The 15,594-nt window shown below is 69.1% G+C and carries 17 protein-coding genes; 7 read left to right on the forward strand and 10 right to left on the reverse strand.

All coding sequences use genetic code 11. From position 1 onward, the window contains the following. The first annotated feature begins 110 nt into the window (after window positions 1–110). The 4 genes from C8K38_RS16380 to C8K38_RS16395 are packed head-to-tail and all read left to right on the forward strand — an operon-like array spanning window position 111 to window position 3,592. Complete coding sequence (locus tag C8K38_RS16380; RefSeq protein ID WP_097212496.1) at window positions 111–1,064, forward strand: ABC transporter substrate-binding protein; 954 nt, start codon at window positions 111–113, stop codon at window positions 1,062–1,064. 10 nt (window positions 1,065–1,074) lie between these two features. Continuing rightward, window positions 1,075–2,220 (forward strand): ABC transporter ATP-binding protein, encoded by a 1,146-nt coding sequence (locus C8K38_RS16385; RefSeq protein WP_097212497.1) that lies wholly within the window; start codon window positions 1,075–1,077, stop codon window positions 2,218–2,220. Next, complete coding sequence (locus tag C8K38_RS16390) at window positions 2,220–2,912, forward strand: ABC transporter permease (protein WP_097212498.1); 693 nt, start codon at window positions 2,220–2,222, stop codon at window positions 2,910–2,912. Before C8K38_RS16385 ends, C8K38_RS16390 begins: the two co-directional genes overlap by 1 nt. Continuing rightward, window positions 2,909–3,592, forward strand: a complete 684-nt coding sequence (locus tag C8K38_RS16395) for an ABC transporter permease (RefSeq protein ID WP_097212499.1) — start codon at window positions 2,909–2,911, stop codon at window positions 3,590–3,592. The genes C8K38_RS16390 and C8K38_RS16395 overlap by 4 nt, the downstream gene beginning before the upstream one ends. A 97-nt stretch (window positions 3,593–3,689) precedes the next feature. On the opposite strand, the gene C8K38_RS16400 is transcribed toward C8K38_RS16395, so the two are convergent. The 4 genes from C8K38_RS16400 to C8K38_RS16415 form a co-directional block, all read right to left on the reverse strand. After that, on the reverse strand, window positions 3,690–4,886 hold the full coding sequence (locus C8K38_RS16400; protein ID WP_097212500.1) for an NAD(P)-dependent malic enzyme: 1,197 nt from the start codon (window positions 4,884–4,886) through the stop codon (window positions 3,690–3,692). 335 nt (window positions 4,887–5,221) lie between these two features. After that, the gene (locus C8K38_RS16405; RefSeq protein WP_257017537.1) at window positions 5,222–5,536 is read right to left on the reverse strand and encodes a hypothetical protein; all 315 of its coding nucleotides are present in this window, start codon (window positions 5,534–5,536) and stop codon (window positions 5,222–5,224) included. Between the two features lie 4 nt (window positions 5,537–5,540). Beyond that, window positions 5,541–6,155, reverse strand: a complete 615-nt coding sequence (locus C8K38_RS16410; protein ID WP_077042423.1) for a MarC family protein — start codon at window positions 6,153–6,155, stop codon at window positions 5,541–5,543. A 13-nt stretch (window positions 6,156–6,168) separates the two neighbouring features. Further along, window positions 6,169–7,023 carry a PHP domain-containing protein gene (locus C8K38_RS16415; RefSeq protein WP_097212501.1) on the reverse strand — a complete coding sequence of 285 codons (855 nt, stop codon included), beginning with the start codon at window positions 7,021–7,023 and terminating at the stop codon, window positions 6,169–6,171. A gap of 120 nt (window positions 7,024–7,143) precedes the next feature. On the opposite strand from C8K38_RS16415, the gene corA reads away from it, so the two are divergent. Then, window positions 7,144–8,217: a magnesium/cobalt transporter CorA gene (gene corA / locus C8K38_RS16420; RefSeq protein ID WP_097212502.1), complete on the forward strand. Its 1,074-nt coding sequence runs from the start codon at window positions 7,144–7,146 to the stop codon at window positions 8,215–8,217. Here the strand turns inward: corA and C8K38_RS16425 are convergent, their stop codons facing one another. Together C8K38_RS16425 and C8K38_RS16430 are read right to left on the reverse strand one after the other, a co-directional pair. Next, on the reverse strand, window positions 8,218–8,805 hold the full coding sequence (locus C8K38_RS16425; RefSeq protein WP_097212503.1) for a suppressor of fused domain protein: 588 nt from the start codon (window positions 8,803–8,805) through the stop codon (window positions 8,218–8,220). It lies immediately after the preceding gene. A 36-nt stretch (window positions 8,806–8,841) separates the two neighbouring features. Continuing rightward, a complete protein-coding gene (locus tag C8K38_RS16430; RefSeq protein ID WP_257017538.1) occupies window positions 8,842–10,248 on the reverse strand; it encodes a cellulase family glycosylhydrolase in 1,407 nt (468 codons plus the stop codon). 83 nt (window positions 10,249–10,331) lie between these two features. On the opposite strand from C8K38_RS16430, the gene C8K38_RS16435 reads away from it, so the two are divergent. Further along, complete coding sequence (locus tag C8K38_RS16435) at window positions 10,332–10,955, forward strand: hypothetical protein (protein ID WP_097212504.1); 624 nt, start codon at window positions 10,332–10,334, stop codon at window positions 10,953–10,955. Here the strand turns inward: C8K38_RS16435 and C8K38_RS16440 are convergent. From C8K38_RS16440 to C8K38_RS16450, 3 genes are all read right to left on the reverse strand, one after another. Then, window positions 10,939–12,066: a winged helix DNA-binding domain-containing protein gene (locus tag C8K38_RS16440; RefSeq protein WP_097212505.1), complete on the reverse strand. Its 1,128-nt coding sequence runs from the start codon at window positions 12,064–12,066 to the stop codon at window positions 10,939–10,941. The two genes, C8K38_RS16435 and C8K38_RS16440, sit on opposite strands and share 17 nt — an antisense overlap. A gap of 81 nt (window positions 12,067–12,147) precedes the next feature. Next, a complete protein-coding gene (locus C8K38_RS16445) occupies window positions 12,148–13,062 on the reverse strand; it encodes a serine hydrolase (protein WP_097212506.1) in 915 nt (304 codons plus the stop codon). Beyond that, window positions 13,059–13,952 (reverse strand): LysR family transcriptional regulator, encoded by an 894-nt coding sequence (locus C8K38_RS16450; protein ID WP_097212507.1) that lies wholly within the window; start codon window positions 13,950–13,952, stop codon window positions 13,059–13,061. The genes C8K38_RS16445 and C8K38_RS16450 overlap by 4 nt, the downstream gene beginning before the upstream one ends. 147 nt (window positions 13,953–14,099) lie before the next feature. On the opposite strand from C8K38_RS16450, the gene bla reads away from it, so the two are divergent. After that, window positions 14,100–15,059: a class A beta-lactamase gene (gene bla / locus C8K38_RS16455; protein WP_097212617.1), complete on the forward strand. Its 960-nt coding sequence runs from the start codon at window positions 14,100–14,102 to the stop codon at window positions 15,057–15,059. A 37-nt stretch (window positions 15,060–15,096) separates the two neighbouring features. On the opposite strand, the gene C8K38_RS16460 is transcribed toward bla, so the two are convergent. Continuing rightward, window positions 15,097–15,591 carry a general stress protein gene (locus C8K38_RS16460; RefSeq protein ID WP_077042429.1) on the reverse strand — a complete coding sequence of 165 codons (495 nt, stop codon included), beginning with the start codon at window positions 15,589–15,591 and terminating at the stop codon, window positions 15,097–15,099. Window positions 15,592–15,594: the final 3 nt, after the last annotated feature.

Consider the following 15,594-nt stretch of genomic DNA (forward strand, 5'->3'; position numbering starts at 1 on the left):
ACGCCATGAGGTTCTCAGCTCTCCGCTCCGCCCGCCTGCGCTCGATGGGCATTCCGCAGGCTCCACGCCTGCGCTCGATGGGCATTCCGCAGGCTCCACGCCTGCGCTCGATGGGCATTCCGCAGGGTCCACGCCTGCTCCCCTTCGCCGTCGTCGCGGCGGTCACCTCCCTTGCCCTCGCCGGCTGCGGCGGTGACTCCGACCCGCTCAGCAGCAGCGGAGGCACCAGCTCGGACCCGAACGCGATCATCGTGGGGTCGGCGAACTTCCCCGAGTCCGAGACCGTGGCGAACATCTACGCGGAGGCACTGCGTGCCAACGGCTTCGACGTGCAGACCAAGCTGAACATCGGCAGCCGGGAGACCTACATCCCCGCGGTCAAGGACGGGTCCATCGACGTGATCCCGGACTACACCGGCAATCTGCTGCAGTACCTCGACAAGGACACGACCGCGACCAGCGCCGCCGAGGTGGACGCGGCCCTGCCCGCGGCGCTCGGCCCCGACCTGGCGATCACCACGCCCGCGCCAGGTGAGGACAAGGACGCGGTGGTTGTCACCCGCGAGACCGCCGACAAGTGGCAGCTGACCTCGATCGCGGATCTGGCGCCGCACTCCGCCGAGGTGAAGTTCGGCGCACCCGCCGAGTTCCAGGAGCGCGCGGGAGGGCTGCCCGGACTCGAGGCCGACTACGGCCTCGTCATCAGCCCGCAGAACTTCGTGCCGATCGCGGACGGCGGCGGACCGGCCACGGTGGCCGCCCTCTCCTCCGGCCAGGTCACCGCGGCGAACATCTTCACCACCTCGCCTGCCATCGCCAAGAACAACTTCGTGGTCCTCCAGGACCCGAAGTACAACTTCCCGGCGCAGAACGTGGTGCCGGTGCTGCGCGCCGACAAGCAGTCCGAGAAGCTGGCAGCGGTCCTGAATGCGGTGTCGGCCAAGCTGACCACCGACGAGCTCATCGCACTGAACACCTCGGTCTCCGGCGACTCGAAGACCGAACCGGACGCCGCCGCCACCGAGTGGGTGTCGGCCAAGGGGCTCGACAAGCCGGTGTCGTAGGCGGCAGGCCTTGATCTCTTTCGAGTCGGTCACCAAGCGCTATCCGGACGGCACCACCGCTGTCGACGATCTCGACCTGGTCATCGAGCCCGAGTCCTTCACCGTGTTCGTCGGGCCGTCGGGCTGCGGTAAGACCACGTCCATGCGGATGATCAACAGGATGATCACGCCCACCTCCGGCAAGGTGATCGTGAACGGCCAGGACGTCACCCGCACGGACGCGGTCAAGCTCCGCCTCGGCATCGGCTACGTGATCCAGAGCGCGGGCCTGTTGCCGCACCGGACCGTGGTCGACAACGTGGCCACCGTGCCTGTGCTGCGCGGCGATTCGCGGCGCGCGGCCCGCAAGGCCGCGCTCGAGGTGCTCGAGCGGGTCGGGCTCGACCCCGCACTGGCCACCCGCTACCCGTCCCAGCTCTCCGGCGGCCAGCAGCAGCGCGTCGGCGTCGCAAGGGCGCTGGCGGCCGACCCGCCGATCCTGCTGATGGACGAGCCGTTCAGCGCGGTCGATCCGGTGGTCCGCGAGGACCTACAGGCCGAGATGCAGCGCCTGCAGGCCGAACTGCGCAAGACCATCGTGTTCGTCACCCACGACATCGACGAGGCGGTCCGGCTCGGCGACCGCGTCGCGGTGTTCGGCCCGCACGGCAGGCTCCAGCAATACGCCGATCCGCAGACCGTGCTCGCTTCCCCCGCAACGGATTTCGTCGCCGACTTCGTGGGACGCGATCGCGGGTACCGCGGGCTGTCGTTCCGACCCGCCGACGAGGTGCCGGTACACGAGATCCGCACCGCCGTCGAGTCCGAGCTCGCCGCGCTTCGCCTCGACCAGGGCGAGTGGGTGCTCGTGGTCACCGAGGACGGCGCGCCGCGCGGCTGGATCGACGTCACCGGCGTCGAGGGCATCCGGGCAGGCAACACACTGGCCGAGAGCACATCCGCGGGCGGTTCGTTGTTCACGCGGGGCGGGGACCTGCGGCAGGCGCTGGACGCTGCGATCTCGTCGCCGTCCGGAATCGGCGTCGTGGTGGACGAATCCGGCTCGGTGGTGGGCGGGGTCAACGGATCCGAGGTGATCCGCAAGCTCGCGGACCAGCGACAGGCCGAGGACCGGGCCAGGAACCGGCACTTCTTCAACGGCGAGACGGCCGGCTGATGCGCTGGTTGATCGACAACTTCTCGCAGGTTGTCGACCTCGCGAAGACGCACCTCTACCTGGCGCTGCTGCCGCTGCTGATCGGGCTGGTGATCGCGGTGCCCGCCGGCATCGCCATCCGAAATGTCCCGTGGCTGCGCAAGACCACCATGACGCTCGCCTCGCTCGCGTTCACGATCCCCTCGCTCGCGCTGTTCGTCACCATCCCGCCCCTGCTCGGGCTGAACATCCTCGACGAGATGAACGTGGTGATCGCGCTGTCGATCTACTCGACCGCGCTGCTGGTGCGCGCGGTGCCCGAGGCGCTCGACTCGGTGCCAGAGTCGGTGATCGACTCGGCCACCGCGATGGGCTTCACCCCGCTGCGCCGCGCGCTGACCGTCGAACTGCCGCTTGCCGTCCCGGTCCTGATCTCCAGCATCCGGGTCGTCGCCGTCACCAACATCTCGCTGGTGTCGGTCGGCTCGCTGATCGGCATCGGCGGACTAGGTGAACTGTTCACCAAGGGCTACCAGCGCGACTACCCGGACCAGATCCTGGCGGGGATCATCGCGATCGTCTTCCTGGCGTTGGTGATCGACGGCCTGCTCTACCTCGCGGGTCGCGTGCTGACGCCCTGGACCAGGACCGCCCGCAGCCGCAAGGCCGAGGAGCCGGCCGCGGTCCTGCGCGCGACGGAGGGCCCCGCATGAACCTCTTCGGCTCCGCCTTCGACTTCATCGCCGACCCGTCGAACTGGTCCGGCCCAACCGGCATCGGCGCCCGCATCGTCGAACACCTCTGGTACAGCCTGCTCGCGGTGGCCGTCTCCGCGGCCATCGCGATCCCACTGGGCCTGCTCATCGGGCACTTCCGCAAGGGCGACGCCATCCTGGTCGGTCTGGTCAACTCGCTCCGCTCGCTACCGACCCTCGGCATCCTGACGTTCCTGGTGCTGCTCCTCGGGCTCGGCCTGATCCCGCCGATCATCGCGCTGGTCCTGCTCGGCATCCCGCCGATCCTGGCAGGCACCTATGCGGGCGTCGCGAACGTCGACCCTGTCGTGGTCGACGCCGCGCGGGCGATGGGGATGACCAGGGCACAGGTGCTCGGCCGGGTGGAGGTCCCGAACGCGCTGCCGCTGATCGTCGGCGGGCTGCGCAATGCGACGCTGCAGGTCATCGCCACGGCCACGGTCGCCGCCTATGTCAATCTGGGCGGACTGGGGCGGTACATGTTCGACGGCTTGGCGCTCGGTGACTATGCCCGCGTCCTGGTGGGTGCGATCCTCGTCGCGGCGCTGGCCCTGATCCTCGACGGCATCCTCGCGGTCGCGGTGTGGGCCTCGGTACCCGGCACCGGGAGGCTGCGCCGCACGCCGACGCTGAGCTGAGCCCGCGTCCGGCAAGACCGGACACCCCGAACGCGAAGGGGCCCCATCGTGCGGTGTCAACCGCACGACGGGGCCCCTCGAGCTCTGGGCTGGAGGCTCAGGCCTGGGCGACGCCCTCGGCCTTGGCCGCGGCCGCGACGGCCTCGGCGACCGCGGGGGCGACCCGCGGATCGAGCGGGCTCGGCACGATCTTGTCGACGGCCAGCTCGTCGGCGACGACGGACAGGATCGCCTCCGCCGCGGCGAGCTTCATGCCCTCGGTGATGCGGCGGGCGCCTGCGTCGAGCGCGCCCTTGAACACGCCGGGGAAGGCGAGCACATTGTTGATCTGGTTCGGGAAGTCGCTGCGGCCGGTCGCGACGATCGCGGCGTGCTTGCGTGCGATGTCCGGGTGGATCTCCGGGTCCGGGTTGGACATCGCGAAGATGATCGCCTCGGGGGCCATCGTCGCGATGATCTCCTCCGGCACGGTGCCCGCGGACACGCCGAGGAACACGTCGGCGCCGTCGAGCGCCTCGACGATGCCGCCGGTGCGGCCTGCCGGGTTGGTGCGGGCGGCGAGGTCGGCCTTGATCTCGTTCAGGTCGCCGCGGTCGCTGGACACGATGCCCTTGGAGTCGAGGACGGTGACGTCGGCGATGCCGGCCGCGAGCAGGATGTTCGCGCAGGCGACGCCTGCCGCGCCCGCACCGGAGATCACCACGCGCAGCGCGGTGATGTCACGGTCCTGGACCTTGACCGCGCCCTTGAGCGCGGCGAGCGCGACGATGGCGGTGCCGTGCTGGTCGTCGTGCATGACGGGGCAGTCGAGGGCCTCGATGACCCGCTTCTCGATCTCGAAACAGCGCGGGGCCGAGATGTCCTCGAGGTTCACGGCGCCGAAGCTCGGGCGGAGCCGGATGAGGGTCTCGACGATCTCGTCGGGGTCCTTGGTGTCGAGCACCAGCGGGATCGAGTTCAGGCCCGCGAATTGCTTGAACAGCGCGGACTTGCCCTCCATCACCGGCAGCGAGGCGCGCGGTCCGATGTCGCCCAGTCCGAGCACCGCGGTGCCGTCGCTCACGACGACGACGAGACGGCTGGTCCACGTGTAGCGGTCCGCGAGCGTCTCGTCCGCCGCGATCGCGCGGCTGACCTGTGCCACACCGGGCGTGTATGCGATCGACAGGGCGCGCTGAGAATCGAGGGGGGCGGTCGTCTCGACAGAGAGCTTGCCGCCGACATGGCCCGCGAAGATCTCTTCGTCGGTCAGCTCAACCTTTTTCGGTGTGGTTGCTTCAGACACAAGAGACACGATTGCACTCCTACTCATGCCGCTCCCACTCGGGGGCGGGTTACTGGGAAGTAGCAGCGCCGAGGTGGAAATCGACGCAGCCGCAGGTTTTTGGTCGAGATGGGGGTGAGGCTAACCGAGGGTGCACGATCAATTCCCGATTGGTCTACGGGCCGCTGCACTCAACTCGGAAGCGCGAAGGCGCCAGGCGGGGTGAGCCCGGGCGCGAAATCTGCCGCTGGTGAATCCGACTCTCGCTCCGTTACCGGGGGGTAGCACCGGCGCGAAGTGCAACAAGTGTGCCACCGCGGCCTCACCGCACGCAAATCTCACCGGTGAGTAGCTTTTTTGGTGAGCTAACGCCACCACTGGGTCCACAGCAACAGGCCTGTGACCAAGAACACGCCCACCGAGCCGAAGACGGCCGTGACACCCCGCCGGTGATCGGCCACCCGCTGCGCCAGCAACACCAACACGACCGCGACGATGTGCGCGCCGACCGAGACCTTCCCCGGCCCCGGGAACCCGCGCTGGCCGCCGAGATACGACGTGCCGAGGACGACCACCGCCAGCACCACAACGCCCGCCGCCATGGCACCGCTCAGCGCCCGCAGTCCGCGGGCGACTCCCCCGCTGCTCTCTGCGTGGTCCTCGTACTCGTCGACCGACACGTCCCTACCCACCTGCGATGAATCCGCGGACCGAGTCCGCAATGAGCTGCACCGCGATCGCGGCCAGCAGGAGTCCGGCGATCCTGGCCAGCAGCGAGATTCCGCTCACGCCCAGCAGCCGGATCAGCACCGTGGAGAACCGCAGCACCACGAACAGGATGAGGTGAATCGTCAGAATCGCCAACCCCACGGCCAGCGGGGCACCCGAATGCCCCTCGGCCTGGTTCACGAAGACGATCACCGCGGCGATCGCGCCGGGCCCCGCCATCAGCGGCGTCCCGAGCGGCACCAGCGCGACGTTGACGTCCTCATTGCCCTTCGGCTGATTCGCGTCCCGGCCGGTCAACAGCTCCAATGCGATCAGCAACAGCAGCAGGCCGCCCGCGCCCTGCAGCGCGGGGATCCCGATGTGCAGGTAGTTGAGGATCGCCTGGCCGCCGATCGCGAACACCGTGATGACGGCAAGCGAGACCGCGGGCGCCTGCCATGCGGCCCGGTTGCGCGCCTCCTTGCTCTTGCGGCCGACCAGGGACAGGAAGACGGGGATGGCGCCCGGCGGGTCCATGATCACGAAGAGAGTGATCACGGCCGTCATGTACAGGGTCGTGTCGAAGGACATCAGCACTCCTCCCTCATGCCGAGATCACGTCGATGCCGGTGGCCCTGGCCACGATCCGTTCGAACTCGCTGGGCGCGGTGAGAAATTCGCCGAGCTTCACCGCCTTGTTGACGCCGTGATAATCCGAGGACCCGGTCACGATGAGTCCGTGTTCGCGGGCGATCCCGGCGAGGATCTCCCGATCCGCGGGCAGGTGGTCGTGATGGTCGATCTCCACCCCTGCGAGACCGTCCGCCACGAGTTCGCCGATCTGCTCCATCGCGAGCAGGCGGCCGCGGCTCGCGGCCCGCCCGTGCGCGATCACACTCACCCCGCCCGCGTCGGACACCATCCGCACCGCCTCGGGCAGCGGCGTATCCGCCTTGTGCACGTAGTAGCGGCCACCGGTCTTGAGCAGGTCACCGAACGCCTCGTCGACGGATCCGACCACCCCCGCCGCCACCAGCGCCCGCGCCAGGTGCGGGCGACCGGCCGCGGGCCCCGCCGCAGCCATCACCTCGTCCGGGTCCACCGGCAGGCCGTCGAGTGCCATCCGCTCGGCCATCGCCCGCAGCCGCGACGTCCGCTCGGATCGCAGCCGTCCACGTTCCGCGGCGAAGGCCGCGTTCGTCGGGTCGAAGAGGTAGGCGAGCAGGTGAACCGCGACCGGCCTGCCGTCCTCGCCGCGGCCCTCGCACGACATCTCCATGCCACGGACCAGGCTCAGCCCGGCCGGCAGCGCGGCGGCGGCCTCCGCCCAGCCGGCGGTGGTGTCGTGGTCCGTCAGGGCCACCACGTCGAGCCCGGCGTCCGCGGCGTGCCGCACCAGGTCAGCGGGGCTGTCCGTCCCGTCCGAGGCAGTTGTGTGAGTGTGGAGGTCGATGCGCACCGAGCCATTGTCTCAGGCTGTGGGAAGCGGTTCGACACCTCGCAGCTCAGCGTCCGCCCGATTCCACCGGGGCTAGGATTGACCCCAGATCATCGCCGGGCTCGAGAGGGAGTGGCTGCTGTGCCGTCCATGCCGTCGCTACGCCCGACCCGCAGGTCGCCCGGCATCACCCCGGCACGGATCCCCGTCCCGACCGCAAGGGCCATCGTGGACTGCGCCGTGTACATCGACGGCGAGCGACTGCCGGGGAAGTTCACCCACTCCGCCGCCCTCGCCGAGGTCCGCGCCCGCGGCAAGGGCTTCGCCTGGGTGGGCTTGCACGCCCCCGACGAATATCAGATGGGCAGTGTCGCAGAGGTTTTCGGCTTGCACGAGCTGACAGTCGAGGACGCCGTGCATGCCCACCAGCGGCCCAAGCTCGAGCTATACGACGATGTGCTCTTCCTGGTACTGAGGACCGTGAATTACGTTGAGCACGAGTCGATCACCACGGCCAACGAGGTGGTCGAGACCGGCGAGATCATGATCTTCCTCGGCGCCGACTTCGTGGTCACCGTGCGGCACGGCGAACACTCCGGCCTGGCCGGTGTCCGGGCGCTGATGGAGGCCAACCCCGGTCGGCTCGCGCTGGGTCCGTCGGCCGTGTTGCACGCGATCGCCGACCACGTGGTGGATCAGTACCTCGCAGTCACCGAATCCGTCGAGAAGGACGTCGATCTCATGGAGGAGGAGGTCTTCAGCCCCCGCACCCGGGTCCCGATCGAGCAGATCTACCTACTCAAGAGGGAGATCGTCGAGCTACGCAAGTCTGTGAACCCGCTCGCCAGTCCCCTGCAGCGGCTGAGCCAGGACACCACCACCGGGGTGCCGAAGGAGGTCAGGCGCTACCTACGCGACGTGCAGGACCACCACACCATCGTCGCCGAGCGGATCGCCGAGTTCGACGAGGTGCTCAGCACCCTCGTCGAGGCCGCCCTGGCCAAGGTGGCCGTGCAGCAGAACACCGACATGCGCAAGATCTCGGCCTGGGTCGCGATCGCCGCGGTGCCGACGATGATCGCGGGCATCTACGGGATGAACTTCGACCACATGCCGGAGCTGCGCTGGAGCTACGGCTATTACGGTGTTGTCGCGGTGATCGTGATCGCGTGCGCCGGCCTGTTCGTCACGTTCCGCCGCAACAACTGGCTCTGACTAGAGCGAGGCCGCCCCGCGCGCCGGGTCGCGCACGTCGATCCCGGCCTCCGCCCACGCCTCCCGCAGCGCCGCGGCTCCGCGCAGCCGCACCCAGGCGGCCTCGGTCCCGGTGATCGGCACCGCGGCGAGGAAGCGCACCGGATCGGCCGGCTCGGGCAGCTCGAGGTCCTCGACGTCGCTCTCCCCCAGCAGCACCGCGGTGAACGGGGCGCCCTTCCACAGCGGCTCGCCCACGTCGAGCAGGCCGTCGACCGTGAGGACCACGCCCTCCACCGCGGGCGCGGCGGCCAGGATCGCCAGCGTCTTGTGCACGCCCGAGGCGACGCCGACGCCGCCGCGCAGGGTCAGCATCAGCTCCGCGCGTGGCCCGCGCACCGGGTCCGCGATGGCGTCGCTCGGATCACCCATCGGATGCCGCGAACAGCCGAGCGAGACGTACCGGACCAGGTCGTCGGAGTCGGCGGGAAAGCGGAGTACCTCCAGCGGTTCCAGCCCGAGGAAGGTTACGGAGGCGGCGGAGGGCGCGGGCCCACCGATCCGCTCGGTGAGGTGCGCACGGACGGAGGCGATGACGCTGTCACTCACCCGTTCATCTAACACCCCACGCCCGTCAGGCACCGATCAGGGCGCCGGGGTGAGCGTCACGGTGACGTCCTCGTCCGCCTGCGGCTGCCGGAGGGTGAGCAGCCGGGATTGCTGATCCCAGGCCAGCACCTCGCCGCCGTCGACCGCCACGCCCGCGGGGAAGCCGCGCTGCGGCAGGTAGATCTCGGTGGGCGCCGAGATGTCGCGGTCGGGCCGGAAGGTCAGCTGGAGCCGGTCCGCGGACGCCTCCCACGAGATCGGCGTGCCCGCGACCGCGCGCGGGTACGGCGTGTCGAGTGCGGTGACGAGGTTGCGGGCGGTGCCGTCCTCCCCGTACGGACCCCACGGACCCGGATCGCGCGACCAGTAGCTCACGCCCGCACCGATCTCCGCCGCCGTGGCGTAGATCCGGTCCACGTAGTCGAGCGCACCGGGGAGCGTGGTGTCGAGCCCGAACTCCCCCAGGATGATCGGGGCGTCGCCGAGGGCGGCCGCGGTGCGCACGGTGTTGTCACGCCAGGAGGCGACGGTCGCGTCGACCAGGTCGCGGGAGGTGCCCTCGTAGCCCCCACCGAGGTCCATCGGCAGCGGATAGATGTGGGGGCAGTAGGCGATCCGCGCGTCGCCCTCGCGGCTGTCGGTGATCGCGCCGAGGCCGCTCGGGGTGCCCCAGTTGTTGCCCATCGCCTGCGGCGCCACACAGACCCAGCTGTCCTGGTCGACGGTGCGGATCGCGTCCGCCGACTTCTGGTAGAGCGACGTGAGCGGCCCTGACTCGAAGACGGGGCCCTGCAGGGTGCCGCCGTAGGGCTCGTTCATCAGGTCGTAGGCGACGACGGCGGGATGGTCGGCGAATCGCTCGGCCACCGCCCGCCACGCATTCGCGTAGTGCTCGGAGAGTTCGGGGTGCGCTCCGGTGGTGTTCCAGAAGTTGTCGAAGGCGCGGATCACGCCTGCGTCGAGGTAGTACTGCTCCCACATGTCGTGCGATCCGACCGGCAACCCGTCCATGTACGTGGCCCACGCGGGGGCACCGTTGCCGGCCTTGCCGCCCGGGGTGATCGCGGCCCCCCAGGTGTCCTGGTGCATATCGAGCATGACGTGATAGCCGCGGTCCGCGTACCAGTCGATGCGGTCCTCCACCCGGTCCAGGTATTCCTGGCTGTAGACGCCGGGCTCCGGCTCCACCGAGCGCCAGGAGATCAGGAACCGGACGAAGTTGGTGCCCATGTCGGTGTGTTCCCGCTCGAGGTCGGCCTCGGTGAACTCCGGCATGCCGTCGGGGGTGCTCTTCGCGCTGGATGCCGTGTTGAATCCGCGGAGGACGAGCGAACGTCCCTGGCCGTCGGTGAGGTACGACTCGGCAGGCGCCGGATCTGATCGCAGCACCGCGCCGACACCACCGGCGAGGACGAGCGCACCGGCCGCAACGAGGGACACCACTCTGGTTCGCCGCACAGGACTCACACCCAACTTTCTGCATGATTCTGGACGCTTGGTCCATTCGATCCCGTTAATGTTGCGGCATGTCTGACGCCAGCGCTGCTGTTTCGGTGAATCCGCAGGTCGATGCCGGTTTCCGCGCCCCGTGGCCGGCTGTCGCGACGCTTGCGGCGATCTCGGTCCTGTTCGGGGTCTGGTCGATCACGGGCGCCGTGCTCACCCGGATCCCGGAGCTGCTCGTCCCGAGCGCGATCGGGCTGCCCTTCGGCATCCCGGCGCTGCGGTTGTTCCCGCTGGGCGAGACGACCACCACCAACTGGCTCGTCGATTGCGCCGCGGCACTGGTGATGCTCGCCGTCGTCTGGATGCGGCTGACCGACTCGGCGCGCAGGCACCCCGGCGGCGGGGTCGGGCGCGCCTTCTTGGCGGGCCTTGGCGCCACCGTGACCGGCGTCCTCGCAGGCAACCTGATCCGCACGGTGTACCTGAGCTTCGTGCTGCAGGAGGGACCGGGCGCCTACCTGGCCTCGCTCGTCGGCGGCGCGCTCGTGTCGGCGGTCTGGGGCGCGATCGTCGGGCTGTTCGTTGGCGCGGCCCACGCGCTCGCGCGGCGGATCTCGCGGGGTACGGCGGCGGCGGAAGCGGGCAACGACCTTCCCGCAGCGGGCGAGTCGTCGATGGCGGAGGCGGCTACCGCGCGTCGGTGAACCGGATGTCGTGATCGTCGGCGTCGGGGTGCGCGAACGTCAGCAACCGCTGCGCCTCGGCCTCGAGCGCCGACGTGGCGCCCTTCGCGACCGGGGCGAATGTCGCGATCTCGACTGCCGCCGAACGCTTCTTGGCGGTGACCGTGACGAACCCGGCAACCTGGCCGCCCACCAGGACCGTCGGCTTGATGATCCCGTTCACGGTGAACACCACCTTGCGGTGCTCGTCGGCGATCACCCGACTCCGGTTCGCGTGGCCCAGCAGGACGCTGTCGTAGGGCGCGAGGATCCGTGGCGGCAGGCTTCCTGCCGGGTCAGGCCGCGGGGCGTCGGGCAGATCGAACAGTTCGGCACCGTCCTCATCGACGAACACCCGCAACCTCGGGCGAAGTCGGTCGAACACCTCCCCCAGCCTGGTCAGGCCGGACCAGGCCTGTGCGTCCGCCGCCGACGCCGGGCCGTAGGCCGCCAGGTAACGCAGGATGATCTCGTCCGGAATCGGTTCGGACAGTGGCGTGTCCGTCCACCGCTCCAGGGTGGTGCAGACCGGCTGACCGGACCTGCCCCAGATCCCCCGCGGGGGCACCTGCACGAGCGGGAGCAGGGCCCGGACCGCATGTGCGAGGGCCACCGGGTCGCGGTCCGGCCAACGCTCGGCCAGCAGCGGCCGAAGGTCGGCCAGGCTCAGCGGGGTGCCCTCGAGGGTCGCCCGACTCCAGTCCGTCAGCGCCGCGAGGTCCATCCCGACGAGGGCGGCCTTGTGCTGGGTGTTCGTTCGCAGGTCCGCGTCCATGATGGGCCGCACCCACGGCCGCAGCGAGAGGGCATCGGCCGCGGTGACGGCGTGCACCGTGCCGCGCATCAGGGCGATCCGTACGACGTCCCGGTTCTCGATCGGCGCGGACAGGTCGGCGGGCCGAAATCCCTTGAGCCGAGCCCACAACGCGAAGTACGGCGCCATCGGCGCCTGCGCCTGCAGGCCGAACAGGTGGCCGACCAACTCGAGCGCGGTGCCGCTCGTGCGGCGCAGCAGGTGCTGACGGTCGAGCGTCGCGCGGCTCAGGGCCCTGCGGGACAATCGTTCTCGCCTGGCCTCGAGCCCCGCTGACATTGCACTCCCCTACCGCCGAAAGACTTCCGTCGCCGCACCAAGGGTAGGACATCGCACCACGAAACCCTCGGCACCGCGCACTCACGCGATGCGGCCGGAACGAAGTTCGGTCACCGCGATGTGAGCGGCCCGTCCGATCGCCCGGTCGACCACGGGCAGCACAGGATCGGCGCGCGCCGCCCGTGTGAAAATGGCTACGGCAACCGGAGTCTCGCCAGGGAAACCCACGACTGCCACCTCGTTGCGGATGGCCCCGATCGTCCCGGTCTTCCCCGCCACGGTCACCCCCGCATAGGGAAATCCCGAGCGGATTCGATGCGGCCAGATCTGTCCCGCCATGACCTCCCGGATGAACTGACCCTGATCCGCAGACACCACACCGTCGGTCCAGATCGCGTCGAGTAGCGACGTCATCTCTCTCGGGGTCGTCGCGCTCGTGAACGCCGGATCGTAGGCGGAGCCCGCCCACGCCTCGTCATTGTCGGCGAGTACCTCGAACGCTTCCCTCGTCGTGTGCGAATTCGCCTCCTCGAGCATGGTCCGATGGATATCCGCTGTGCCGCCGACGATTCGCGTGCGGAGCAGTCCGAGTTCGGCGAGCACCCGATCGATGCCGTCGAGTCCCACTCGTCCGAGGATGAGGTCCGCGGCGGCGTTATCGGACACCGTCATCATCGACAGGGCCAGATCGCGCCAACTCATCACCACCGGGTCCCGGAAGGTCGACACCCCGGTCGGCCCCGGCGTGCAGTCCGCGGGATTGATACGTACCGTCGCTGTCGGGGAGAGGGACCCCACGTCGAAAGCCCTGCACAGGGCAACCAAGAGTGGGAGTTTGTAGACGGACGCCGTCACGACGAGTTCGTCGGCACCGACCGAGACGGCGTCTTCGTCGTCGTCCGCTCGCCGCGTTCCGATGCGCCTGGCGTGAAGCCAGCCGGTGCAGCCGGCGTCGGCGAACACGTCGCGGATCCGCTTCTCCGCGGTCGTGCTCATCGTCCCGCCTTGAGGAGCACCCGGTCCAGTGCGCCTGCCGACAGCGCGAGATCGGCACCCGCCCGCCAGACGATACGAAGGCGCAGCGCAAGTTCCTCTCGCACCATGTCGACCCAGGACACGCCGGGCATCGTTGTCGGCGGAGTCGTCGTCACCCCGAAAGTGCCACCGGCCGCCACGCGGGCGAGCAGGTCTCGCGGCCCCGTCGAGACGACCACGTCCGGGTCAAGGCCACGGGCCCGCCACATGTCCACGAACAGGTCGTGAGCGGGGGGATTGTCCGATCGTGGACCTGTCGACAACGTCAGTCCCCGAAGCATCCGGACCTGCGCCTTCTTCGCGATCGCGGCCGGATGGTCGTCCGGCACGACCACCCAACGCCGAATCTTCAGGATGGGCCCACTATCGAGACCCGTGAGCAGCGCCGGGTGTTCGACCACAGCGACGTCGAGACTCCCTGTTCGGACGCTCTCCACCAGTTCGGTGGTGGTCGCAGTGGTGGTGACGACCCTGGTGGGCCTTGCCTTGTCGGCGTCGCGGAGCGCGCGGACACACCGCACCACCACGTCGTCGCCAAGCGAGTGCGTGACACCCCATCTCACCGCTGCGTCATGTCCGCCCGTGATGCGCCGAGCCTCGTCCTCGAATCTGGCAGCGTCGGAGACCAGGAGCCGTGCTCGCGGAAGCAACTGTCGCCCAGCGTCCGTGAGCCCGACGCCACGAGCGCTGCGGTGGACGAGCTCGGTGCCCAGCCTCTGTTCGAGACGCCGCAGGCCCTGCGACAACGGCGGTTGTGTCATTCCCAATCGTGCCGCGGCATTTCCGAAATGCCCCTCTTCCGCAACTGCGACAAAGAAATTCAAATGGCGGACCAGATCCATGGCCACCATTGAATCAGCCGATCAGGGGGCGTCAGGGGCGCGCGACGAATTGCTCCACACAGAATTGCCTCCTGAACTGGCGAGATAGCATTCTCGACTCGTCTCGACGCTGTGACCGTCTTTGCGCACGGCGGCGCCGACCCCGACATTGGGGTCATGACCAGAAATCGAGTTCATCCGAAATCGAAGCGGGGCAGCATCGGACATCACGGTGCCCGCACCCTCGCTCTCACTCTTCCGCTGCTTCTTGGCGCGTGCACGGCCGCCGCGGATCAGACCGTCCAGGACACTTCGGTGGCCGTGACACCGGAACTGCCCTCACTCGACACGAAACTCGACGCGCTGGAGGCCCGCTACTCCACGCGAATCGGGGTCACCGCAATCGATCCCGCGACCGGCCAGATCTACCAGCATCGGGGCGACGAACGATTCGCCCTGTGTTCGACGTTCAAGACGTACGCGGCCGCCGAGGTACTCCGCCGGACGCGGGCGGGCACATCGTCACTCGACAAACCGGTCCTGGTCGAACCCGGTGACCTCGTGGAGAATTCACCCGTCACCGCGGCCGCCGTCGGCACCCCGATGACACTGCGGCAGATTGCCGAAGCGGCGCTGACCCGGAGTGACAACACGGCAGGAAACTATCTACTCGAGGAGATCGGCGGGCCGCCCGCGATCACCTCACTCGCCCGCGAGATCGGAGACGAGAGCACCCGCCTGGACCGGTGGGAGACCGAACTGAACAGCGCGCTCCGCGGGGACCCGCGGGACACCTCCACACCGAAAGAACTCGCGGACGGCTACCAGGCACTGCTCCTGGGGGACGCGCTCAGATCTCCCGAACGCGCGCAACTCGTCGACTGGATGCGGGCGAGCAAGACGTCGGACAAGCGAATTCGCGCCGGTCTGCCGGACGGGTGGACCGCTGCGGCAAAATCCGGCGCAGGCCGGTTCGGGACCGTCAACGACGCAGGCGTCGCCTGGGACCGGGACGGCAACCCCCTGGTTCTCGCTATCCTCACCGACAGCCTGACCAATCAGGAGGATGCACAGGGGAACAATCAGGTGGTTGCCGACACCACCGCTGCGGTGGTCGAGGCCGTGACTTCGCCGTGAGTCACCCGTGTGGAGACCCCTGGTGCGGCGGGAACCGTCAGATGGCCAGCTTGGCGAGCAGATCCCGCGCCCGCTCGGCGGTCTTCGGCTCGCACAGCACGTCGTAGCGGCCGGCCACCAACTGCATGGTGGACGCGAAATCACGCTGACCACGCGTGGCGGCGTACGGGATGGTGGTGGAGATCAATCCGAAGATGATGCCGCCGATGATGCCCGCGACCAGCGGGCCGAGGAGGCTGTCGGTGAAGAGTCCGAGCAGCAGGCCAAGGAACACACCCAACCAGGCTCCCGAAACGATTCCGCCACCAATCACTTTCGCCCAGGTGAGCCGTCCGAGAACGCGCTCGACCTGCATCAGGTCCACGCCGACGATGGTGACGTCCTCGACCGGGAAGGCCTGGTCCGACAGGTGATCGACGGCGCGCTGCGCCTCGGCATAGGTCGGGTACGAACCGATCGGCCAACCGGTGGGAGGGGTCGGCAGCGGCCCGCCGCGTCCGGTCCGATTCGGCTGTGCGAGCGGATTGGTCATCGT

It is taken from the genome of Rhodococcus sp. OK611 (assembly GCF_003050885.1).
Lineage (GTDB): Bacteria > Actinomycetota > Actinomycetes > Mycobacteriales > Mycobacteriaceae > Rhodococcus_G > Rhodococcus_G oryzae.